The sequence below is a fragment of the Streptomyces sp. NPDC087422 genome, assembly GCF_044744145.1.
In the GTDB taxonomy this organism is placed as follows: domain Bacteria; phylum Actinomycetota; class Actinomycetes; order Streptomycetales; family Streptomycetaceae; genus Actinacidiphila.
The window spans coordinates 66,251-86,655 of sequence record NZ_JBIUXT010000003.1 but is presented as its reverse complement, the minus strand read 5'-3'; the positions used below and the strand labels follow the sequence as shown (position 1 = coordinate 86,655).

The following is a 20,405-nucleotide window of genomic DNA, read 5'->3' as shown; positions in this document are numbered from 1 at the left end:
GGTGCCCGACGGGCAGGTGGTGACGCCCTTCGGGGGCGGGTGGTGACCCCCTTCGCGGGCGGGCGGTGACGCCTTTCACCGGCGGGCCCCCGGCGGTACGCCCAACGCGTATCGCCGGGGGTTGCCACCGCCCGGCGGGAATGGGGGAGGATGGAGGAGAAACGTCTCGAAGGGAACCTTCACCGTGAGCATCGACCCGTCCTCGATCCCCAATTTCGGGGGCCAGGACCCCGAGCCGAACGGACCCGCCGGCAGCGTGGTCATCCCTGACCAGGAACTGGTCAAGCAGTTGCTCGAACAGATGGAGCTGAAGTACCTCGTCGACGAGGAGGGCGACCTCGCCGCGCCGTGGGAGGAATTCCGCACGTACTTCATGTTCCGCGGCGAGGGTGAGCAGGCGGTCTTCGCCGTCCGGACCTTCTACGACCACGCGTACTCGGTCGACGACAAGCCTCAGCTCCACGAGGTCATCGACGACTGGAACCGCCGCACCCTGTGGCCCAAGGTCTACACGCACACGCACGACGACGGCTCCGTCCGTCTGATCGGCGAGGCCCAGCTCCTGATCGGCCTCGGCGTCGGCCTCGAGCACTTCGTGTCCAGCACGGTGAGCTGGGTGCGCGCGTCCATCGAATTCGACAAGTGGGTCGGCGAGACGCTCGGCCTGGAGAAGGACGTCGAGGGCGGTACGGACGGCGGCGCCGAGGGTGACGGCGGCAGCGACGACTGACGCGGTCCCCTCGCTTCGGAGGGGCACGGGTCCGTTAGAGGGGCACGGGCACGACCGTCAGCAGGTACGTCCCGTAGCCGAGTGAGATCCCGGCCAGCGCCGCCACCGTCACGGCGGCGGTGCGCGGCCGGGCTTTCGCGAGCGCCGCCGCGCACGGCACCAGCAGCGGGAAGGCGGGCAGCAGGAAGCGCGGCTTGCAGGAGAAGAAGCCCGCGCCGCCCAGCGCGATCACCACCAGCACCGCCGCGTACACCAGCAGCGGCAGCGGCATCCGGTCCAGCAGCGCCAGTACGAGCAGGACGGCCGCCGCCGCGCACACCGCCGTCGCCATGTAGGCGGAGAGTGTCTCGGGTTCGAGCACCATGTGCTTGACGTAGTGCAGCGCGTAGTGGCCGAAGTCGAACCGCGAGCCCCAGCGGGTCTGCACGTCGAAGTAGCCGCGGACGGCTCCGGTCCGCAGGCCCACCCAGCCGAGGTAGCCGCACCAGCCGAGCGGCGCGGCGACGGCCGCGGCCCAGGCCCGCCAGTCGCGCGGGTCCCTGCGGCAGTGCGCGAGGGCCGCGATCGAGACGGCGGCGGCCACGGCGACGGCGTTCGGCCGGGTCAGCCCGGCGAGTACGGCCAGCAGCCCGGCGGTCAGCCAGCGGCGCGTGACGGCGGCGTACAGCGCCCAGGCGGCGAAGGCCGTCATCAGCGACTCGGTGTACGCCATCGACAGCACCACCGAGTGCGGCAGCAGCCCCCATACGAGGACCAGCGCGGTCGCCGTCCTGCGGCCGTAGCGGTGCTCGGTCACCGCGTAGATCCCCCACGCGGCGGCCACCGCGCCCGCCCACGCCACGAGCAGCGCGCACGCCACCGAGCCGACCGGGAGCACCGCGTCGGCGGCGCGCACCGTCATCGGGTAGAGCGGGAAGAAGGCCAGATCGTCGTACCGCAGGCCCGGCGCCTCCCAGGCCGGGATGAAGGTGCCGTAGCCCCACTCCGCGATCCGGTGGTACCAGAGGCCGTCCCAGCTCAGGCCGAGCAGATCGCGCGGGTGGCGGTGGGTGCGGTGCGCCCACAGCGTCAGCACCACCAGGCCCGCCATCCGGGCCACGACGAAGCCCGCCACCGCGGGGCCGGCCCCCGTCGCCGCCCGCACGGCCAGTGCTTTCGGCGACGACGTCACCGGTTCGACGACGACCAATGGACCCGGCTCCTCGGGGGGCTCGCGAACTTCTCTTAGTCGGACAAAACGACTATCGCGCTCCGCGCCCCGTGGTCCGGGTCTGACACGCCCGAGGAGGACGCACGTTCACCCACGGTCGGGGGTGCCGGGGGTCGCTTTTGGGGTCGCCGGGTGGTGGCGGGGTGACCGGCGTAACGGTCCCGGGGCGACCGCCTCGGGCCGTCGCCGGGTGATCGTCGGGCCGCCCCGGCCCCGGCTTAGGGTGCGGACATGACTTCCGCATTCGCCCGCAGCCTCACCCCGCACGAGCTCACCGCAGGTGACCTGCGTCTGCGCCCCTTCGCCGAGTCCGACGAGCCCGCCGTCGCCCGCGCCATGGAGGACCCGGAGATCCTGCGCTGGGCCGGTGGCCTGGCCGTCAACGCCGCGCCGGTCGCGGACCGCGCCGCCATATGGCTCGCGCCGCGCCTGGTCTCCTGGCAGAACGGTTCGGCCGCGCTCGCCGTCACCGACGCCGCCTCGGACGACCTGCTCGGCTACGTCACCATCCGCGACGTCCACCGCGTCCCCGGGCAGGCCGAGGCCGCGTACTGGGTCACCCCGGCCGCCCGTGGCCGCGGCGTCGCCGCCCGCGCCCTGCACGCCGCCGCCGGCTGGGCCTTCGCCGTCCCCGCCGCGGGCGGCCTCGGCGTGTACCGCATCAGCCTCGACCACTCCCTGGCCAACCCCGGCTCCTGCCGGGTCGCCGCCCGCGCGGGCTTCCGTGAGGAGGGCCTGATGCGGGCCTTCTTCCTCGACCCGGCGGGCGCGCGCCACGACTCCCATCTGCACGCGCGCCTCGCGACGGACGCGGTCGGGCCGCCCGCGTGAGGCCGTCGGGCCCTACGCGTCCTGCTCCAGCACGGACAGCACGTTCCCGGCCGGGTCGGTGAACCACGCGATCAGCGGGCCGCCGCCGCGGAAGATCCCCTTCTCGTCCGTCGGCATCCCCTCGTACCGCTCGAACCGCACGCCCCGGCGGCCCAGCTCGTCCACGGCCGCGTCGATGTCCGGCACGGGGAAGTTGAGAATCGTGAACGTGGCGGGCCGGTGGTCCGCCCCCTTCGGGTACACCAGCACATTGCGGTCCCCCGCGAGGTGCAGCGTCAGCAGCCCGTTCGCCTCGGACACCCGGATTCCGAGCGTCTCCCCGTAGAACTTCCTCGCCGCTTCCACGTCGTCCACCGAGAATCCGCTGAACGCCTGCGTCTGTCCGAACATGACCGCTCCCTGTTCCTCGTAGGTACACCTCCCCCTACGACCGCCGGGGCACGGAAAACTCATCGCTCCCCGGGAATCGGTCCGTCCTGTCGGTCCTTGAGGTCAGCTCTCGTAGTGGTACCGGCACTGTGCGATCAGGACGCTGTCCTCGGTGACGCGGTAGATCAGGCGGTGCTCGTCATTGACGCGGCGTGACCAGTAGCCCTGGAATCCGTGCTTGAGGGGTTCCGGTTTGCCGATCCCCTCGTTCCCGTTCCGGGCGATATCCGCGATGAGGGTGTTGATGCGCTTGAGGATCTTCCGGTCCTGAAGCTGCCACCACAGGTAGTCCTCCCAGGCGCGGGAGGAGAAGGTGATCTTCACACGCGGCCCTTATTCGTCCGTCGTGTCCGTCACGAGTTCGCGTACCGTGCCGCCGCCGTTCTCCAACTCGTCGATGGACGCGAGGAGGCGCCGGGCATTCGCCGGGCTGCGCAGCAGGTAGGCCGTCTCCTTCAGGGACTCGTAGTCCTCGAGGGAGACGATGACGACCGGGTCGTGTCCGGCCCGGGTGATGACGACCTCTTCGCGGTCGTCGTTGACGGAGTTGAGCACCTCGGCGTACCGCGCGCGCGACTCCGAGTACGTCATGGTCTTCATAGTCGGCTCCTTTACGTACAGGAAATTGTACGTCGATCTCCTGGGGTGTGACAAGCGCCGGAGCGCCCGGCGCGACTGTCACCGTCGTGACCGTGTCACCGCCGCGTCCTGACCAGCAGATACACGAAGTACGGCGCCCCGATGACCGCTGTCATCAGGCCCGCGCCGAGCTGGGCGGGGGCGATGACCGTGCGGCCGAGGAGGTCGGCGACGGAGACGAGGGTGGCGCCGAGGAGGACGGCGACGGGGATGACGCGGATGTGGCGGCGGCCGACGAGGGCGCGGGCGGCGTGCGGGGCGACGAGGCCGACGAAGCCGATCGTGCCCGCGGCGGCGACCGCGGTGGCGCTGAGCAGGACGCTGACGGCGAGCAAGCCGAGGCGGGTCGGCCCGAGGGCGAGGCCGAGCAGGCGCGGGGTGTCCTCGTCGAGCGAGACGAGGTCGAGTTCGGCGCGGCGGGAGAAGGCCACGGCAGCGCCGACGACGAGGACGGCCGCGACCGGCAGCACATCGGTCATGGTCCTGCCGTACGTCGAACCGGACAGCCAGATCAGCGCCTTCGTCGCGTTGAACGGGTCGGTGAGGACGATGAGCAGGCTGATCAGGGCCGAGGTCCCGGCGGCGGCGCCGACACCGACCAGGACGAGCCGGTTCTGCTGGAAACCGCCCCGGGCGCAGAGCCCGAAGACGACCGCGGCGGTGGCCGCCGCGCCCGCGAAGGCCGCGCCCGCCACGCTCCACGACCCGGCGGTCGGCACGGTGGTGACCAGCAGCACGGCGCCGAGACCGGCGCCGCCCGAGACGCCGAGGATGCCGGGCTCGGCGAGCGGATTGCGGGTGACGGCCTGGACGAGCGTCCCGGACAGGGCGAGCGCGGCGCCCGCCAGGAGCGCGGCCAGCACGCGAGGCACGCGGGTGTCGAGGACGAAGGTGACGACGTGGTCGGCCCTGCCCTGCGCCCAGTTCACGACGTCGCCGAGCAGCAGCTTGGTGTCGCCGAGAAGCACCGCCGCGACGGCCGCGGCGACGAACACGGCCACGAGTACGGCCAGGACGGCGACGAACGCCGCCCGGCTGGGGATACGCAGCCGGTCCGGCGCGGCGGACGCGCCGGAGCCGCGGGTGCGCAGCGCGATCACGACGAGGAACACGGAGCCCGCGACGCTCGTGATGACCCCGGTGGGCACGGCGACCGCCGACTCGGCGCCGACCGTGGCCCGCAGCAGCACGTCGGAGCCGAGGACCAGGGCCGCGCCGGCGAGCCCGGCGACCGGAACGGCCGCCCGCGCCCTGACCAGACCGCGGAACCGCCGGGCCAGCGGGCGGACGAGCGCGGGCGCGCACAGGCCGACGAAGCCGATCGGCCCGGCCAGTGTCACCGCCGCCGCGGACAGCAGCGTCGTGAGCAGGACGACCGTGACGCGGGTGCCCAGGACCGGCACGCCGAGCCCGCGGGCCGCGTCGTCGCCGAGCGCGAGCGCGTCGATGCGGCGGCCGGCCAGCAGCAGCCCGAGCAGGGCGAGCAGGGCGATCGGCGCCATCTGGTTCACGCCGTCGAAGCCGTTCTGGCTGATGCTGCCCTGGCTCCACTGGTAGAGGCCGTTGGTCTGCTCGGGGAAGAGCAGGAGCAGCGCGTCGGTGACCGAGCCGAGGCCGAGCGCGAGGGCGCTGCCCGCCAGCACCAGCCGTACGGTCCCGGCCCCGAGCCCGGACAGCGCGAGCACCAGCGCCGCCGCCGCGAGACCGCCGACGAACGCGACGCCCGAGGAGGCGAGCAGCGGCAGCGAGGCGCCGGTGACGGTGAGGATGCCGAGCGCCAGGTACGAGCCCGCGTTGACCGCGAGCGTGTCGGGCGCGGCGAGTACGTTCCGGCTGACCGCCTGGAGCGCGGTGCCGGCCGCGCCGAGCGCGACGCCGACGACGAGGCCCGCGACCATGCGCGGCAGCCGCGAGGCGATGACCACGGAGGCGTCGCCGTGCTCCGCCCGTCCGGTCAGCGCCTTCCACACCTCGCCCGCGCCGACGTCGGCGGTGCCCTGCGTGATGTCGACGACGGCGAGGACGGCGACCGCGAGGACGAGGACGAGGACCAGTCCGGCCGTCACCGCGGCCGCGCCCTGGGCGGGCGCGGCCGTCCGTGCGTCGGACGCGGGCTCGGTGGTGCGCGGGGGAGTCGTGACGCTCACGGCGCTGCTTCGCCCTTTCGCTACTTCGTGAGGGCGGCGACGACGGCGTCCACGTACGCCTCCATCGACGCGGGACCGCCGAACATCCAGACGCCGTCGGGCAGTCGGCTCACGTGGCCCGCCTTGACGAAGGGCAGCGACTTCCACACGGCGTTCTTGGCGAGGGTGTCGGCGAAGGGGTCGCCGTCGGAGGCGTTCGCGATGTAGGTGAAGCGGATGTCGCCGAGCCCGGTGAGGCCCTCGACGTCGGTGGTGGCCAGGCCGTAGTCCTTGTCGCCCTTGACCTTCCAGGCGTTCGTGAGGCCGATCCGCTCGTTGACGTTCCCGATCAGGGAGCCGCTGGTGAACGGGCGTATCGAGACCTGGTTGGCCTGCACGTACCCGTCCCCGAAGGCGTACGGGGTCCCGGCGAGACCGGCGTCCGCGAGGGCCTTCTTGCCCTCCGCGAGCTTCGCGTCGAACGCCTGCTTGACCTCGGTCGCCTTCTGCGTGGTGCCGGTCGCCTGCGCGATGAGGTCGAGGGACTTCGTCATCAGGCCGATCTGGTCGGTGGAGTCGGCGGACCTGATCTGGAGGACGGGGGCGATCTTCCGCAGTTGGGTCACGGCGGACGAGGTGAGGTCGGTGGTCGCGACGATGAGGTCGGGCGACAGGGCCGCGATCGTGTCCATGCTCGGCTCGCCGCGGGTGCCGATGTCCTTGGGGGAGTTCTTCAGCGGGGCGGCCTTGTCCCAGTCCGTGTACCCCTTCACATCGGCGACGCCGACCGGGTCGACGCCGAGCGCGACCAGGTCCTCGACGACGTTCCACTCGGTGCCGATCACCTTGGTGGCGGGCGCGTCGAGGCGTACCTCCGTACCGCTGGCGTCGGTGAGGGTGATCGGCCCCGGGGCCGAAGCGGAGGCGGAGTCCGTGGACTTGACCGACTCGTCGGCGGCGGAGTGCGTCGTTCCGCATCCGGTCAGGGCGAGGGCCGCGACGGCGGCGACGGTGGCTGCGGCGGCGGGTACGGGGAGGCGTCTCATGAGGTGGGGTGGAGCCTTTCGCTTCTGGTCCGGTCGCTTGTGGTCGGGTCGTTTGTGTTCCGGTCGCTTGTAGTCCGGTCGTTTGTGGTCCGGTTCTCGGTCTGGCTTCTGCTGTGGTGGCGGCCGACGGCACGGGTCCGCAGCCGGCCGGTCGAGGGGTCGGTGTCGACGTCGACCCGGATGCCGTAGACCTCGGTGAGGCGTTCGGGGGTCAGGACGTCCTCGGGGAGGCCGTCGGCGACGATCCGGCCGTCGTGGAGCAGCGCGACGCGGTCGGCGACGGCCGCGGCCTGGTCGAGGTCGTGCAGGACGACGCCGACCGCGATCCCGTGGTCGTCGGCAAGGTCGCGGATCAGGTCGAGCAGTTCGATCTGGTACCGCAGGTCGAGATACGTCGTCGGCTCGTCGAGCAGCAGCACGCCGGTCTCCTGCGCGAGGCAGCTCGCGAGCCAGACCCGCTGGAGCTGTCCCCCCGACAGGTGCTCGACGCCCCGCGCGGCCAGGTGCTCGACCCCGGTCAGCGTCAGCGCCCGCTCCACCGCGCCGGTCCCGCCGGGGTCCGGCCGCCCCCAGCGCCCCCGGTGCGGATACCGGCCGAACTCCACGACGTCCCGCACGCTCAGCCCGCTCGGCGTCGGCCGCCCCTGGGTCAGCAGCGCCACCTGCCGCGCGAACTCCCGTGACGTGAGCTGGAATCCGTCCGTTCCCGCGTCCAGCGTCAACGCGCCCTCCCGGGCCCGCTGCAACCGCGCCAGCGTCCGCAGCAGCGTCGACTTCCCACTGCCGTTCGGCCCCACCAGCGCCGTCACCTCGCCCGGCCGCAGCGACACAGCGGCGTCATGCACGACATCCACCCGGTCGTACGCGACCGTCATCCCTGTGGCCGCCAACTCATGCCCCCGCGAGGGCATCCCGCCGCCAGCACTCTCCCCAGCTCTCACACCGCTTAGGTTAGCCTAACCTAATCCCCTCTTCCCGCCGGGGTCACCTCTGCCCCTCCGGGACCCGCACCCCCGCGTCCGAACCCGGCCTCTCTAGGCTCCCCTGGTGGACACCTTGGGGGCCGGAGCGCCCTGGCACGTTCTGGAAGAGGTCCCGCCCGGGCGCGAGCGGACACCGGGGCTGCTGGCCGGACTCCTGACGGCTGCCGACCGGCGCGCCTCCTGGGCGGAGTTGGACAAGCGCCTCCGCGATCACGTCGGAGCCCCGTACTTCGCCCCGGCCGCCGCCGCTCTCCTCGGTCTTCTCCCCGCCCTCGACCCGCACCACCGCCGCAGGATCCTCGATCTGCTCGCCCGGCAGGCCCGCCTGCTGTCCGGGAAGCGGTGGCGGGAGGACCGGCTGGCGCTGGCCGCGCTGGTGGCCGGCCGGCCGCGGGTGGTCCCGTTCCTGTCCGACCCGCACGCGGGCGTGCGGACCTGTGCCGCCGTGTTCCTGGGGGAGGTCCCGGGCGACGACGCGTCGGCCCTCGACGGCCTCAGGAAGCAGGCGGCGGCTGAATCGGACCCCACGGCCCTGCAAGCCCAACTACTGGCGCTGGGAAGCCTGTCGGCGCACGGCGCGGTCACCGACGCGTCCTGGTTCCGGCCCTGGCTGACGCACCCCGACCCCCTGGTCCGGCTGGCCGCGATCCGGGCCGCCTTGCCGACCGCGACAACGTCCGCCGCCAGGGGACTCGGCGGCGCGGCCGGAAGCGCCTTCGTCGCGTTCGGTGCCGCGTCCCTGCCCGACGTGCCGTGGTGGTCCCAGGGGCGCGAGGCGGTCCGCGGCTTCGCGGATCCGCTGCGGGCGCAGCCGCGGGAGGCGCGGGAACTGGTCGGCGCGTTGACCGGGGCCCCGAGGGCGGACCTGCGCCGCGCCGCCCTGGTGGCAGCCGACGCCCAACTGCGGTACTGGCGGCGTCCGTCGGCCGGACTGTGGGAAGCGGTCGTCGCCGGACTGGACGACGAGGACCGGGTCCGCGCGCAAGCGCTCGACATTCCTCGCCGGGGGCGGAGCGGCGGTGACCCCGTACGCGGACCGGCTGGCGCGCTTCGTCCAAGAGCAGGACCGGGCCGCCACCTCAACGTTGACCGTCGATCTGGCAGTGCGGGCGCTGATGGGCGCGGCCGACGACCGTGCCCTGCCCCGGTACCGGGAGCGCTTCGGCAGCCATTACCGCAGGGGCGAGCCGCCGCCCCTGCGGTGGGCGCCGCACTTGCTGCCCGCCTTCCGCGAACGGCTCCGCGGCGGCCCCGGCGCCCGGGGCATACCCGAGGTGCTGAACGCCCTCACCGCGTGGGGCCCGTCCGCCGTGCCCGCGACACCGGAGTTGGCCGGACTGCTCGACACGACGTACGCCGGGCCCGCGGCCGACGCCCTGGGGCGGATCGGTCCCGCGGCCCGCACGGCGGGCGGCGAGGCGATGGCCGACCTGCTCGCCGGACTCGCCCGCGGGGACCTGCGTCCCCCGCGCGGCGCCGACGGAATCGGCTGTGTGCCGCCGCCCGCGTCGCAGGGGTGGCACGGCGCGCAAACCGCTGCCTGGGCGCACTGGCGCGTCACCGGCGACCCCGAACTGGCCCTGCGCGTGATCGGCGCGGCAGCCCTTGCGGGCCTCGGCCGCCCGGCACTGGCCCGTCTCGCCGACCTCGGCTCCCTCGCCTTCCGCTACGCGGACGCCGTCCGGCCGTTGCTCGGCTGCCCCGGCGCGTGGAGCCGGGTCGGCGCGGCCGAGGCATGGTGGCGGCTGACCGGCGACGCGGCCACCGCCGTCGACACCCTGCTGCCCGAACTGCGGCCGCTGGCCGCGTACGAGGTCACGCCGCTCGTCCTGCGAACGGTCCAGGCGCTGGGACGCATCGGCAGCCCTGCGGCGGCCGCGGCGCCGACGCTGCGCGCCGTGCTGGACGCGGACCGCCGCTACGGCGGCGGCATCCTCCTGGACGAACAGATCTGCCGCGCGGCCACGGAGGCGCTGGACCGGATCGGCTGAGCCGCCTCGGCAGCCCGGCCCCGCTCAGCTGTTGAATGCCGTGCGGAGGCGGTCGGCGGCGTCGCGGAGGCCCGCCGCCAGCAGGTCGCGCTTGGCGCGGAGGTCGGCGGCGAAGTCGGCGTAGTAGGCGTCGGGCAGGGCGAGGGCCTCGGCGACGGCGTACTGGAAGGGCCCGGAGGCGACGTAGGTGAGGAACTGCTTCGTCGTGCGGACGGCGGCCACCAGCTCCCGCGGCCCCGTCACCCAGCCCACGCCGTTTTCACGCACTCATTGCAGCGGTAGGTCGTCGGGCAGGATGCGGAAGGATTTGTGCCGGCTCAATGGGCGGACGGCACGGAAGTCCCGACGGTCGAGCGTGAGAACGGCGTCAGTGTCGTACTCGGCAGCGAGTGCGACGTTCACGGCGTCGGCGAGATCGAGGCTGAGCGCGGCATACCGGGCGCGCAGCGTTTGTGCGGCTGAGAGGTGAGCCTCGGTGATTTCCGGCACGACGATCCGGCTTGTGGGCATCCACCGCCGGATGTCGTCGATCGCGCTGACAGCCGCTTCCCGTCCCAGCTCGCGGGTCGCGACATGATCGATCTCGGCGAGCAGCAGTGGGGACATCACGAGGAGTCCGGCAGCCATGATCGCCTCGTTGGCCCCCTGGTGTTCCGGGTGCGTGGAGTCGAGCGCGGCCAGCAGGCCCGATGCGTCGGCGACGACGATGATCACGCCGTGACCTCGGAGTTGCCCTCGCGCCGGACGCCGTCGGCGACCGCGTTGCGGACGTCGTCCTTGGAAGGAGTACGCCCCGAACCTTCAAAGGTGCGGGAGAAAAGCGGTTCGTCCCAGACGCGGTTCGCCATGGCGGCGAGATGGATGCCCTGCCGGATGATCTCGGCTTCACTGACCCCGCGCCGGGCCGCGGCTTCCTTGATGATCGCCAGATCTTCCGGGTCGGCGTAGACGTTGGTGCGCTTCATAGGCATGTACCAAGATTAGTCCATGTACCACGAATGGTGCACGTCGGTCGGCGGCATAGTTAAGCAGCGCCTGGCTGCGAAACGCGTCCCCTGGCCTCCGGGCCATGGATGACTGGGGGCCGGGGTGCCCTGGCACGTGCTGGAGGAGGTTCCAGCCGGGCGGGAACACATACCCGGGCTGCTGGACCGGCCGCTGGTGGCCGCGGAGCGGCGGACCTCGTGGCACGCCGCCCGGGAACGGGTCAGTCACATGGCACTGCACGGCGCAATCACGTGCCTGTTCTCTGGCCCCACCTGTTCTCCTACGGAGACGCCGAGTTCTGCGTGTGCCGCTGCCGCCGCGTCACGGTGATCACCGTGCAGGCCTGGCGAGACGCCATCGAACTTCCTGTCCAAGAGACGAAGTCACTCGCCACGTCCGCTGGATCCCTCACCTACGCGCAGGTCACAGCGGAGCTCGACTCGATTGGCTGCCGCTTCGTTCCAGTGACAGTCCATCAGCCGTCGGGACAGCTGGCTCTACAGGTGGAGTCGACGGGGACCACCTTCACCTTGCGGACAGAGGCCGGCTCCGACACCCTTCCGGACAGCGCCGGCCGCTGGAATTTCCACCCATGAGTGCACGCCTCCGGAAGCCGACGCCCCAGACGACGGCTTCGGTGCGTGATCACCACGCAGTCGGCCTCAACCGACAGGCAGCCGACTGCCAGGGCGGATTCAAGTTCCGTGTCGGGGTGGGTTGTCGGTGATGCCCCAGATCCAGAGGGCGTGTTCGGGTGCGTTCCGGATCGCTCGGGTGGTCTTGGCGATGTTGTCCGCTCCGAGCAGTCGTAGCCTGCCGATGGCCAGGTTCCGCAAGGAGGCCATCGCCCGTGGCGCGCTGCCGGTGTGGACGGTGGAGGCGTCCTCGGCGAAGGTCATGTCTCTGACGTGGTGGCTGGAGTTTTCGATTGCCCAGTGCCTGCGGACATATCCGCCCAGGTAGGCGGGGCTGGCCTGGTGGGTGTCGAGGCTGGTGACGGCGTAGACGGTCTCCCGAGTCTGTCGCTTGCCGGACTCCTGTCGGCGCCGGTGGACGCGCAGTGCCAGCCGTGCTTCGGGGAAGGCGATCCCGCCCAGGTCTGCCGCGATGGCCATGGTCTTGAGCGAGCGGGACTCCCTCCGCCCGTGTTCGGCCCGGGAGACGGTGTGCGCCACGGGCACCTTCTGCCACGGCAGCGCTTTGAGCTGGGCCGACGCGGTCGGCTGATTGCCCTTGATCACCGCGATGTAGTGGGCTTTCTTCTCCTGCACCAGCCAGCGCACCTGGTCTTTGACGCTGTGCAGGGAGTCGAAGGTGACCACGACGCCGGTCAGTTCGAGTGGTTCGGGCAGCGGCCGGAAGGCGGCCGTCTCGTTGGTCTTGACCCCCACCTCAGCCTGGGCCAGGGCGACGGCGGGGGCGTGGGTGACTGCAGACAGCAGGTGCCGGTGGCGCTGCCGACGGTGCGCGGACCCGGACAGCGCCTTGCCGTCCACCGCGATCGCCGCCCCGGGGCGCCGAGCTGACGGCGCGGGCATCGGTGTGGCCGCGTTCGGCCAGGTAGGCGCCGATCGCGGCGTCCAGGGCATCGCCGTCGAGGGCGGCCAAGAGCCGGGTGAGGGTGGCGTGGGGACGGGGCGCATGCACGCTGTACCTGCTGGAGCACTCAGAGGAGTACCCCGACAACGGCTGTCGCGATCTCCCGTATGCGGTCATGCGCGATGCCGTTGCGCTGCGCGATGTCGAGGGAATAGCCCGTGTGCTCCAATCGATGGCCTCCCGCCGCCTGCTGTGTGGCGCAGGCACGCTCCAGGCTCGGCTGTCGGTGGCCACTGCGAGGATTCCCGGGATGCTCCGCGAGGAGATCACGTGGGTACCTGGGACATCGGCCCCTTCGACAACGACACCGCCGCTGACTTCGCCGGCGACCTGGACGAGGCGGCGCTGGAGGAGCGCGAGCCCATGATCCGCAGAGTCCTCAAGCGCGCTGCCGATGTCACGGATTTCCTGGAGACCCCTGACGCCGAGCGAGCCGTTGCCGCAGCAGCCTTGGTCGTCGCGCAGCAGCCGGGCGGCCGACCCGCGTGTTCGAACTACAGTCCGTCGGAGCCGTTGCCAGGGCTTTCGGCTGAACTCCGGACGCTCGCTGTCGAAGCCCTGGACCAGGTGGTGGCTGAGTCGTCGGAAATCGCAGAGCTGTGGGACGACGTTGCGGAAGGGCGGAAGTGGCACCGGGACATCACCCGCCTCCGTGATGTCCTCGACCCTCCGGTACCGCCGCAAGAAGAGGCCGTTTTCGGGATCTGACCGGTGACGTATACCCACGGACCGTGGGAGGTGGGCCACGATCGGCTCCCGGCCTGGCCCGGGTTTGAGGAGCCGGCACGCTGAGTAATTCGTTGGGGACGGCGATCCCACCTGGCTACTCTCCGAGCCATGAGCGGACCCGTGTTGGTGATCGAATTGGCTGAGGCCCCGTCGCACGCGGCAATCCTGCGGGTCCGCGAGTTCCTGGTTCGCTCCTCGGTGGGGTTTGAGGAGACGCGGCTGGGCGAGTACAACGTGCACATCCGCGCGGAGAGCCTTGGTGTCACGGACACCTCGGGCGAAGACGGACGTCGGCCCATCTTGGTCTCCCTCGTGGGATCCGGTATCGGCGACGAGGTCGTCTTCGAGGCCGAACACGCCGATGAGGTCGACCAGGAACCTCTTATCGGGTTCGCTCCGACCCACGCCGTCGATGTCGTCGCGTTCTGCAACAGTCCCGTCGACCATGTCGTGGCGGCCCTGCTGACCGCCGCCGTCATGGACTTGATCGGCGGCATCGCCAACGTCGAACTACGGGAGGACCAGGTACCGATCGTGACCGGCCTTCCGGGCATCGTCGCGACGGTGACCGATCCGTGGCTCGCCGCGTACGGCTCAGCCGACTTCCTCAGGGCGTGGGTACAACAGCCCGGCTTCCGACTCCTGAAGTAGCCGGGAAAAGGACGTTTCCCGGACCCCAGGTGCCCCCAGCTTCGCTGATCGGAAGGAGACCGATCCCGCGCAGGAAGGGGATGGGGCCGACCGGATTCGAACCGGGGTCCTCCCACATGCGGTGAAGGCGCGACGACCACTGCGCTACGAGCCCCATCCCGCTCGCGATCGTACGAGCCACCTGCACTCCACCGCTCCCGAATTATTCGAGCGTGATGGTAGATCGCTCGGTGCGGCCAGCCTGCGGAGGCTGAGTCGGGGCCGCCGGACGTGAACGAAGCCCGTCGGGGCTGCGCCATCGGCTTCTATCACGGATTTCCGGTCTGACCCAGCTCCTGATCGTGTGGGACTGTCGGCTCCGGCGCGGGGGCTCGAGGACCGGGTTTCTCCTGCTGACGAGTCGTGCCGATGGCGAGCGAGGAGACATGGGATGGATGCGGGAGACGGTGGGGTCGTGGAGAGGGCCGACTGAGGGTGTGGTGTTCCGGTCCGCTTTGTAGCCCGGAAAATGCCGTCAGGCAAAACGTGTTTTCTGCGGATCATTGTTGTCATCCGCCGCTTGGAGGGAGCCAGACCTCCGACCGACGGCCGCCCGGCCCTGTGGCGTTGGAGCACCACCCGCCGGAGCGCATGACGACCGCCCTAAACGATCTACCCCGGCGCCGCTGGCCTGCCAGCCGATACGGCGCCGAGTGAGGAAGCACTGTGGACCAGCCTACGTCTCGACTGTCACGGGCCTCGCCTTTGCAGCCCACTTGCGCACGGCAGAGGCCCCGCACCGCCGGTCGGCCAGAGCGCCGGACGTGTGGCCGACGAAGCCTCAGTGAACCGCTGCCCTGGCAGTGGGGATGTTCAGCAACCGGGCGGACGACTCTCTGCCGCCACCCGGACCCTGCATTACAGCTGTGAGCTGCTATCCGTGGAGGCGGGCTGCCGCTTCCTTGAGGACGTCTTGCCGCTTGCAGAAGGCGAAGCGGACCTGGGTGCGGCCGGCGGTGGGGTGGTCGTAGAAGACGGAGTTGGGGACGGCGACGACGCCGCAGCGTTCGGGGAGGGCGCGGCAGAAGGTCAGGGCGTCCTTCTCACCGAGGGCTGCGATGTCCGTCGTGATGAAGTACGTGCCCTGGGGGCGGTAGACCTCGAAGCCGGCCGCGGTGAGGCCGTCGGCCAGGAGGTCGCGCTTGGTCTGGAGGTCGTCGCGGAAAGCGGTGAAGTACGCGTCCGGGAGGCGGAGGGCTTCCGCGATGGCGTACTGGAACGGGCCCGAGGCAACGTAGGTGAGGAACTGCTTCGTGGTGCGCACGGCCGCGAGGAGGGGAGCGGAGGCGGTAACCCAGCCGACCTTCCAACCCGTGAACGAGAAGGTCTTGCCCGCTGAGGAGATGGAGACCGTGCGGTCGCGCATGCCGGGGAGGGAGATCAGGGGGGTATGGACGCCGTCGAAGACGAGGTGCTCGTAGACCTCGTCGGTGACCACGAGGAGGTCGTGGTCGACGGCGATGGCGGCGATCTCGGTGAGTTCGGCGGGGGTGAGGACCATGCCCGTCGGGTTGTGCGGGGAGTTGAGGAGGAGCAGCCGCGTACGAGGCGTGACGGCGGCGCGCAGGGCGTCGAGGTCGGGGCGGAAGTCGGGGGCGCGCAGGGTCAGGGGGACGCGGACGGCGCCCGCCATGGCGATGCAGGCGGCGTAGGAGTCGTAGAACGGCTCGAACGCGATGACCTCGTCGCCCGGTTCGAGCAGGGCGAGCATCGCGGCGGCGATGGCCTCGGTGGCGCCCGCGGTGACCAGGACCTCGGTGTCGGGGTCGAAGTCGAGCCCGTAGAAACGGCGTTGGTGGTCGGCGACGGCGCGCCGCAGCTCGGGGACGCCGGGGCCCGGCGGGTACTGGTTGCCGCGGCCGTCGCGCAGGGCGCGGACGGCCGCCTCCCGTACGGACTCGGGACCGTCGGTGTCGGGAAAGCCCTGGCCGAGGTTGATCGCGCCGGTCGAGAGGGCCAGCGCCGACATCTCGGCGAAGATCGTCGTACCGAGGCCGTCGAGGCGGCGGTTCAGCAGCGGCCTGTCCCGCATGCGCCCACCTGCTTCCAGCCCGCCCGCTTCCAGCCCGGCCATTTCCCGCCCGTCTGCTCCCAGCCCGTCCGTTTCCGGCCCGTCCGCTTCCCACCCGCCCATTTCCCGCACCCACTCTCCGTCGGAACCGTACGGGGACCGTACCGGGACGCGTCCCGGGTTCCGTACCGTACGGCGTCCGCAGCCGGGGGTGTGCGCCGGGCGCGCCCGGAAGCGGTGTGGGAACGACGTAGTGAACACGTGAGCCCTTAAGCGCTCCAAGGGATGGAAAGTACGCACAGATGGGTAAAAACGCTGAGGACGGCGCGAGTTTCATGATTCCGTAGCTCTCGGATCTACCGGACCCCACGTGGGCACCGAGCCGCCGCGTCTCTCCGTCAGACGCGGGTCGGCCCATCATCCACTGCGTGCTTGCGGAGCCGACCCATGCTCACCACCCTCCAGACCGCCTACACCGACACCCGTGCCGGAGACCTCGCGTGGTGTCTCGGGAAGGACCCGCTGCCCGCGCTCGCCGTGCTCGACCTCGAAGTCGGCGACACGCGCGGGCTGCGGGCCAAGGTCCAGATGCGGCTGCTCGGCGCGTCCCACCAGGTACTGGTCGACACCGGTCGTGACGGCGGGTGTTCGGAGACCGTCGCGTGCATGCCGGGCAGCCAGGCGCCGCTGCCGTTCGGCGTGGCACGCAGGGTCGGCGGCTGGGACTACGAGTTCGCGGCCCGGATCGAGACGCTGTCGCAGGGCTCCTTCGCGGGCCGCGCCCAGGAGTTGCTCGCGCTGGTCGCCGACCACCCCAACGGCCTCGCGGGCACCTTCCCCGGCGACCCGCACGCCTTCACCGCGATGCTCGTGCAGTGCGCGGAGGGCAGCGTGCGGTGGCGCACCTGGCACGCGTACCCGCAGGAGGGACGGCTGGTCACCACCAGGACCCGGGTGAACGCCCTTCCTTGAAGGGGTGTTGGGGCGTACGGCGCCGGTCCGCGCGGAGCCGCGCCTTCCGACCCGTGCGGTACGGACGTACGTCGGCGGCACCCGCGCGCGGGCGGTCCGGCGCGCGAACCGTACCTCCGTACGCACCGACGGACGAACGCCCGTACGGCCGACGGTACATACGTCCACACCGTGCGCCGCACCCGTACCCCCGTGCGCCGGTGCGGTCCGCGAAAGCGCCGTCAACCGCCCCTGATTACACCCCTGTGGGTGACTTGTGCCGCCACCGGACTGACATAGCGTGCACTCATGATCGACCAGCCAGGCCGCACCGCGGCACCACTCGACCTGCGGCTTCCCGTGGCCGCGGGCGCCGCACGCGCGCTGGTCCTGGCCGCCGTCTTCGTCTGCGCCGCCTGCGGCCTGGTCTACGAGCTCGAACTCGTCGCGCTCGCCTCCTACTTGGTCGGCGACTCCGTCACCCAGGCGTCGGTCATCCTCTCCGTGATGGTCTTCGCGATGGGCTGCGGCTCGCTGCTCGCCAAGCGGCTGCGGATACGGGCCGCGGCCGGTTTCGCCGCCGTCGAGACGGCGCTCGCGCTGGTCGGCGGGCTGTCGGTGATGGCGCTCTACGCCTGCTTCGCGTGGGCGGGACAGGCCCGACTGGCCATGATCGGCTGCGCGTTCGCGATCGGCGTGCTGATCGGCGCCGAGGTGCCGCTGCTGATGACGCTCGTCCAGCGGATCCGGCGGCAGGACGCGGGCGGCGCCGTCGCCGACCTCTTCGCCGCGGACTACGTGGGCGCGCTCGTCGGCGGCCTCGCCTTCCCCTTCCTTCTCCTGCCGCACTTCGGGCAGTTGACCGGCGCGCTGGCCACCGGCGTGGTCAACGCGGTGGCGGGCGGCGCGACCGTGCTGTGGCTCTTCCGCGGCGACCTGTCCGCCCGCACCCGCTGGTGGCTGCTGGCCGCGAACGTCTCCGTGCTCGCGGTGCTCGGCGCCGCCGCCGCTGCCGCCGGGCCCTTCGAAGCGGCGGCGCGGCACGCGGTGTACGGGGGACAGGTGCGCGTCGCGGAACAGACCGCCGTGCAGGAGATCGTCCTCACCGGCGGCGGCAGGACCGGAGCCCCGCTCCAACTCTTCCTGGACGGACGGCTACGGGTCTGCGGAACGGACGAATTCCGTTACCACCAGGCCCTGGTGCACCCCGCGATGAACGGCCCGCACGGCCGCGTCCTCATCCTCGGCGGCGGCGACGGCCTCGCCCTGCGCGAAACGCTGCGCTACAGCGGGGTCCGCGCCGTCACCGTCGTGGACCTCGACGACGAACTCGTCCGCCTCGCCCGTACCGACCCCGGCCTGTCCGCGCTCAACCGGCACGCGTACGACGACCCGCGCGTCACCGCCGTCACGGCCGACGCCTTCGACTGGCTGCGCGAGGAGCGGCGCGGACCGTTCGACGTGATCATCGCCGACCTGCCGGACCCGGGGATCTCGCGCAGCGCGAAGCTGTACTCGGAGGAGTTCTACGGGCTCGCCGCGCGCACGCTGGCCCCCGGCGGGCGGCTCGCCGTTCACGCGGGCACGCCCAGCGCCTCCACGCACACCTTCTGGACCATCGAGGCCACCTTGCGGGCGGTGGGGCTGCGGACGGCGCCGTACTGGATCACCGGCCGCACGTGCGGGGCGCAGGCGGGGCCCGACCGCTGGTCGGGCTCGGTGCCGCCGTCCGCCACGAACTGGGGCTTCGTGCTGTCCGGCCTCACCACCCCCGCCATCGCCCTCCCGCCCCGCCACCCCCCTGACCTCTGGCTGACCCCCGCGCTGCTGCGCAAGGCCGCCGCCGCCCCGCTGGCCGGCCGCCCCACCGAGTCCCTCCCGGCCTCGACGTTGCTGCGCCCGAGGGTGCGGTGAGACGGCCGGCCGGCGGGGACGCCGGGTGGCGTAAGGGGACGGGACGCCCGCGTACGGGTGCGGGGGCGGGTGTACGGCGGCGGGTGCGTCGACAGGGGGACGGGTGTGCGGCGCCGGGCGTGTGCACAAGGGGGCGGGTGTACGGCGGTGGCGTACGGCGGCGGGCGCGTCCGTACGGGCCGGGGCCCGCAGGTGTACGGCGGCGGGTGTACGGCGGCGGGCGCGTCCGTACGGGCCCGGGCCGCGTGCCACGTATGCCCGTAAAAAGTTCCGCCCGCGAAGCCGCGTGGCACCGTCCCGATGGGTAGGCTCCGCCGCATGGAGCACGAGGTCTTCGTCCCGGTCAGCCCCACCCGCATCGGCCACGCCCTGCGCAGCCCCGCGCGCGTGACCGCGAGCCTGCCCGGCTGGCAGCCGGACGCGTCCGGCGCCGCGGACGGCGCCGACGGGGCTGACGGGTCCGCGCCGGAAGGCGGCGCCGCGGGCCGCCTCCGGCTGCGCGTGGGCGGCTCCACGATCACCTACCGCGGCACGGTCCGCGTCACCGGCGCCTCGTCGCCCTTCGCGGCGGAGGCGAGCGGTACGGAGGTGCGCGGTACGGGCACGGTCAAGGCCACGCTGGAGATCGTCGTGGCCGAGGCCACGCACCCGGAGCCGGGCGCCCTGCTGATCTTCCGCGGCGCGGCCCAGGCCGAGGGCCGCCTGGCGTCGTACGAGCCGGACGTCGTGGAAGCGGCGGTACGGCGGCTGCTGGACCGTTTCTCCGCGGACCTGGCGGCGCACGCGCCGGAGGAGGAGACGGCCCCGGACCCGGCGCCCTCGGACGTGACCGTCGAAGAAACGATCGTGCCGGTCGTGGAGGCAGGGGCGGCCTCGGAGCGGCCGGAATCCTCGGAGCGGGCGGAATCGGCGGAGCGGGCGGAATCGCTGAAGCAGGTGGAATCGTTGGAGCGGCCGGAATCGGCGGAGCGGCCGGACGAGCCGGGCGCCGAGGCGGGAGCGGCGGACGCCGCGGCCGAGGAAGCCGCCGACACCGCTGGCGATACGGCTGACACCGCTGATGACACCGCGGAGGACACCGCCGACACGCCCGCCGGGGACTCCAGGATCACCACGGAGTCCGACCCCTCCGACACCGACACCGACGCCGCCGCCGACTCGGACGAGGCCGACTCCGATGAGGATGCCGAGCCCGCCGAGCCCGAGGCGGACGTCGTGGACGACCTCGGCGAGCCCGCCCCGCCGTCCGACCTGGACGACTTCGAGCTGGTCGAGGTCGAGGTGGAGGTCCCGGAGAGCGCCGCCGCGCTGGACGACCTGGTGCCGCCCGCCGAGGCCGCGCACGCCCGCCGCACGATGATCGGCCGCAGCGCCGAGGAGGTCGACCACGCGCCGCCGCGCGGACGCTACGCGCCCGTACCCGCGCCGGACGCCACCTCCGCGGCGGCGACCCTGCGCTGGGCGGCCCCCGCCGCCGCGGCTCTCGTCGCGTCCGCCGTGGTCGTCGGCCGGGTGCTGCGACGCCGCAGGTAACACAGC

19 protein-coding genes, 1 tRNA gene and 1 pseudogene are annotated in these 20,405 nt (G+C 72.3%); 8 read left to right on the top strand and 13 right to left on the bottom strand.

What is annotated here, in order from left to right:
* The first annotated feature begins 184 nt into the window (after nt 1-184).
* A complete protein-coding gene (locus ACIO6U_RS10150; RefSeq protein WP_355346246.1) occupies nt 185-730 on the top strand; it encodes a YbjN domain-containing protein in 546 nt (181 codons plus the stop codon).
* A gap of 34 nt (nt 731-764) precedes the next feature.
* Here ACIO6U_RS10150 and ACIO6U_RS10145 read toward each other — a convergent pair whose 3' ends face one another.
* On the bottom strand, nt 765-1,919 hold the full coding sequence (locus ACIO6U_RS10145; protein WP_355346243.1) for a hypothetical protein: 1,155 nt from the start codon (nt 1,917-1,919) through the stop codon (nt 765-767).
* A gap of 252 nt (nt 1,920-2,171) precedes the next feature.
* On the opposite strand from ACIO6U_RS10145, the gene ACIO6U_RS10140 reads away from it, so the two are divergent.
* Nucleotides 2,172-2,771 carry a GNAT family N-acetyltransferase gene (locus ACIO6U_RS10140; protein ID WP_401717303.1) on the top strand — a complete coding sequence of 200 codons (600 nt, stop codon included), beginning with the start codon at nt 2,172-2,174 and terminating at the stop codon, nt 2,769-2,771.
* A 12-nt stretch (nt 2,772-2,783) separates the two neighbouring features.
* On the opposite strand, the gene ACIO6U_RS10135 is transcribed toward ACIO6U_RS10140, so the two are convergent.
* From ACIO6U_RS10135 to ACIO6U_RS10110, 6 genes are all read right to left on the bottom strand, one after another.
* A complete protein-coding gene (locus ACIO6U_RS10135) occupies nt 2,784-3,161 on the bottom strand; it encodes a VOC family protein (protein ID WP_355346237.1) in 378 nt (125 codons plus the stop codon).
* A 102-nt stretch (nt 3,162-3,263) separates the two neighbouring features.
* A complete protein-coding gene (locus ACIO6U_RS10130; protein WP_355346234.1) occupies nt 3,264-3,524 on the bottom strand; it encodes a Txe/YoeB family addiction module toxin in 261 nt (86 codons plus the stop codon).
* Nucleotides 3,525-3,533: 9 nt separating this feature from the next.
* A complete protein-coding gene (locus tag ACIO6U_RS10125; protein WP_391041576.1) occupies nt 3,534-3,800 on the bottom strand; it encodes a type II toxin-antitoxin system prevent-host-death family antitoxin in 267 nt (88 codons plus the stop codon).
* 95 nt (nt 3,801-3,895) lie between these two features.
* Complete coding sequence (locus tag ACIO6U_RS10120) at nt 3,896-5,986, bottom strand: iron ABC transporter permease (protein ID WP_401717300.1); 2,091 nt, start codon at nt 5,984-5,986, stop codon at nt 3,896-3,898.
* Between the two features lie 20 nt (nt 5,987-6,006).
* The gene (locus tag ACIO6U_RS10115; RefSeq protein ID WP_401717297.1) at nt 6,007-7,011 is read right to left on the bottom strand and encodes an iron-siderophore ABC transporter substrate-binding protein; all 1,005 of its coding nucleotides are present in this window, start codon (nt 7,009-7,011) and stop codon (nt 6,007-6,009) included.
* Nucleotides 7,008-7,922: an ABC transporter ATP-binding protein gene (locus tag ACIO6U_RS10110; RefSeq protein WP_401718482.1), complete on the bottom strand. Its 915-nt coding sequence runs from the start codon at nt 7,920-7,922 to the stop codon at nt 7,008-7,010. Before ACIO6U_RS10110 ends, ACIO6U_RS10115 begins: the two co-directional genes overlap by 4 nt.
* A 1,091-nt stretch (nt 7,923-9,013) precedes the next feature.
* Here ACIO6U_RS10110 and ACIO6U_RS10105 point away from each other — a divergent pair.
* Nucleotides 9,014-9,985 carry a hypothetical protein gene (locus tag ACIO6U_RS10105; protein WP_401717294.1) on the top strand — a complete coding sequence of 324 codons (972 nt, stop codon included), beginning with the start codon at nt 9,014-9,016 and terminating at the stop codon, nt 9,983-9,985.
* A gap of 57 nt (nt 9,986-10,042) precedes the next feature.
* Here ACIO6U_RS10105 and ACIO6U_RS10100 read toward each other — a convergent pair.
* From ACIO6U_RS10100 to ACIO6U_RS10085, 4 genes and pseudogenes are all read right to left on the bottom strand, one after another.
* A pseudogene (locus ACIO6U_RS10100) lies at nt 10,043-10,237 on the bottom strand (aminotransferase); the annotation flags it as partial.
* Nucleotides 10,238-10,252: 15 nt separating this feature from the next.
* On the bottom strand, nt 10,253-10,699 hold the full coding sequence (locus tag ACIO6U_RS10095; RefSeq protein ID WP_401717292.1) for a type II toxin-antitoxin system VapC family toxin: 447 nt from the start codon (nt 10,697-10,699) through the stop codon (nt 10,253-10,255).
* On the bottom strand, nt 10,696-10,956 hold the full coding sequence (locus ACIO6U_RS10090) for a CopG family transcriptional regulator (protein WP_401717289.1): 261 nt from the start codon (nt 10,954-10,956) through the stop codon (nt 10,696-10,698). The genes ACIO6U_RS10095 and ACIO6U_RS10090 overlap by 4 nt, the downstream gene beginning before the upstream one ends.
* Nucleotides 10,957-11,667: 711 nt before the next feature.
* A complete protein-coding gene (locus tag ACIO6U_RS10085; RefSeq protein WP_401717286.1) occupies nt 11,668-12,510 on the bottom strand; it encodes an ISAs1 family transposase in 843 nt (280 codons plus the stop codon).
* Between the two features lie 331 nt (nt 12,511-12,841).
* On the opposite strand from ACIO6U_RS10085, the gene ACIO6U_RS10080 reads away from it, so the two are divergent.
* Together ACIO6U_RS10080 and ACIO6U_RS10075 are read left to right on the top strand one after the other, a co-directional pair.
* On the top strand, nt 12,842-13,279 hold the full coding sequence (locus ACIO6U_RS10080) for a DUF4259 domain-containing protein (RefSeq protein WP_401717283.1): 438 nt from the start codon (nt 12,842-12,844) through the stop codon (nt 13,277-13,279).
* A gap of 129 nt (nt 13,280-13,408) precedes the next feature.
* On the top strand, nt 13,409-13,951 hold the full coding sequence (locus ACIO6U_RS10075) for a DUF6368 family protein (RefSeq protein ID WP_401717280.1): 543 nt from the start codon (nt 13,409-13,411) through the stop codon (nt 13,949-13,951).
* A gap of 81 nt (nt 13,952-14,032) precedes the next feature.
* Here the strand turns inward: ACIO6U_RS10075 and ACIO6U_RS10070 are convergent.
* A tRNA-Ala gene (locus ACIO6U_RS10070) sits at nt 14,033-14,106 on the bottom strand.
* A gap of 758 nt (nt 14,107-14,864) precedes the next feature.
* Nucleotides 14,865-16,022 carry a pyridoxal phosphate-dependent aminotransferase gene (locus tag ACIO6U_RS10065; protein WP_401717277.1) on the bottom strand — a complete coding sequence of 386 codons (1,158 nt, stop codon included), beginning with the start codon at nt 16,020-16,022 and terminating at the stop codon, nt 14,865-14,867.
* A gap of 426 nt (nt 16,023-16,448) precedes the next feature.
* On the opposite strand from ACIO6U_RS10065, the gene ACIO6U_RS10060 reads away from it, so the two are divergent.
* The 3 genes from ACIO6U_RS10060 to ACIO6U_RS10050 all read left to right on the top strand — a co-directional run bounded on the left by ACIO6U_RS10060 (nt 16,449) and on the right by ACIO6U_RS10050 (nt 20,399).
* A complete protein-coding gene (locus ACIO6U_RS10060; RefSeq protein ID WP_355346222.1) occupies nt 16,449-16,973 on the top strand; it encodes a DUF2617 family protein in 525 nt (174 codons plus the stop codon).
* A 288-nt stretch (nt 16,974-17,261) separates the two neighbouring features.
* Nucleotides 17,262-18,866, top strand: coding sequence for a polyamine aminopropyltransferase (locus ACIO6U_RS10055; protein WP_391041565.1), 1,605 nt, complete (start codon nt 17,262-17,264; stop codon nt 18,864-18,866).
* A gap of 318 nt (nt 18,867-19,184) precedes the next feature.
* Nucleotides 19,185-20,399 carry a CoxG family protein gene (locus ACIO6U_RS10050; RefSeq protein ID WP_401717273.1) on the top strand — a complete coding sequence of 405 codons (1,215 nt, stop codon included), beginning with the start codon at nt 19,185-19,187 and terminating at the stop codon, nt 20,397-20,399.
* Nucleotides 20,400-20,405: the final 6 nt, after the last annotated feature.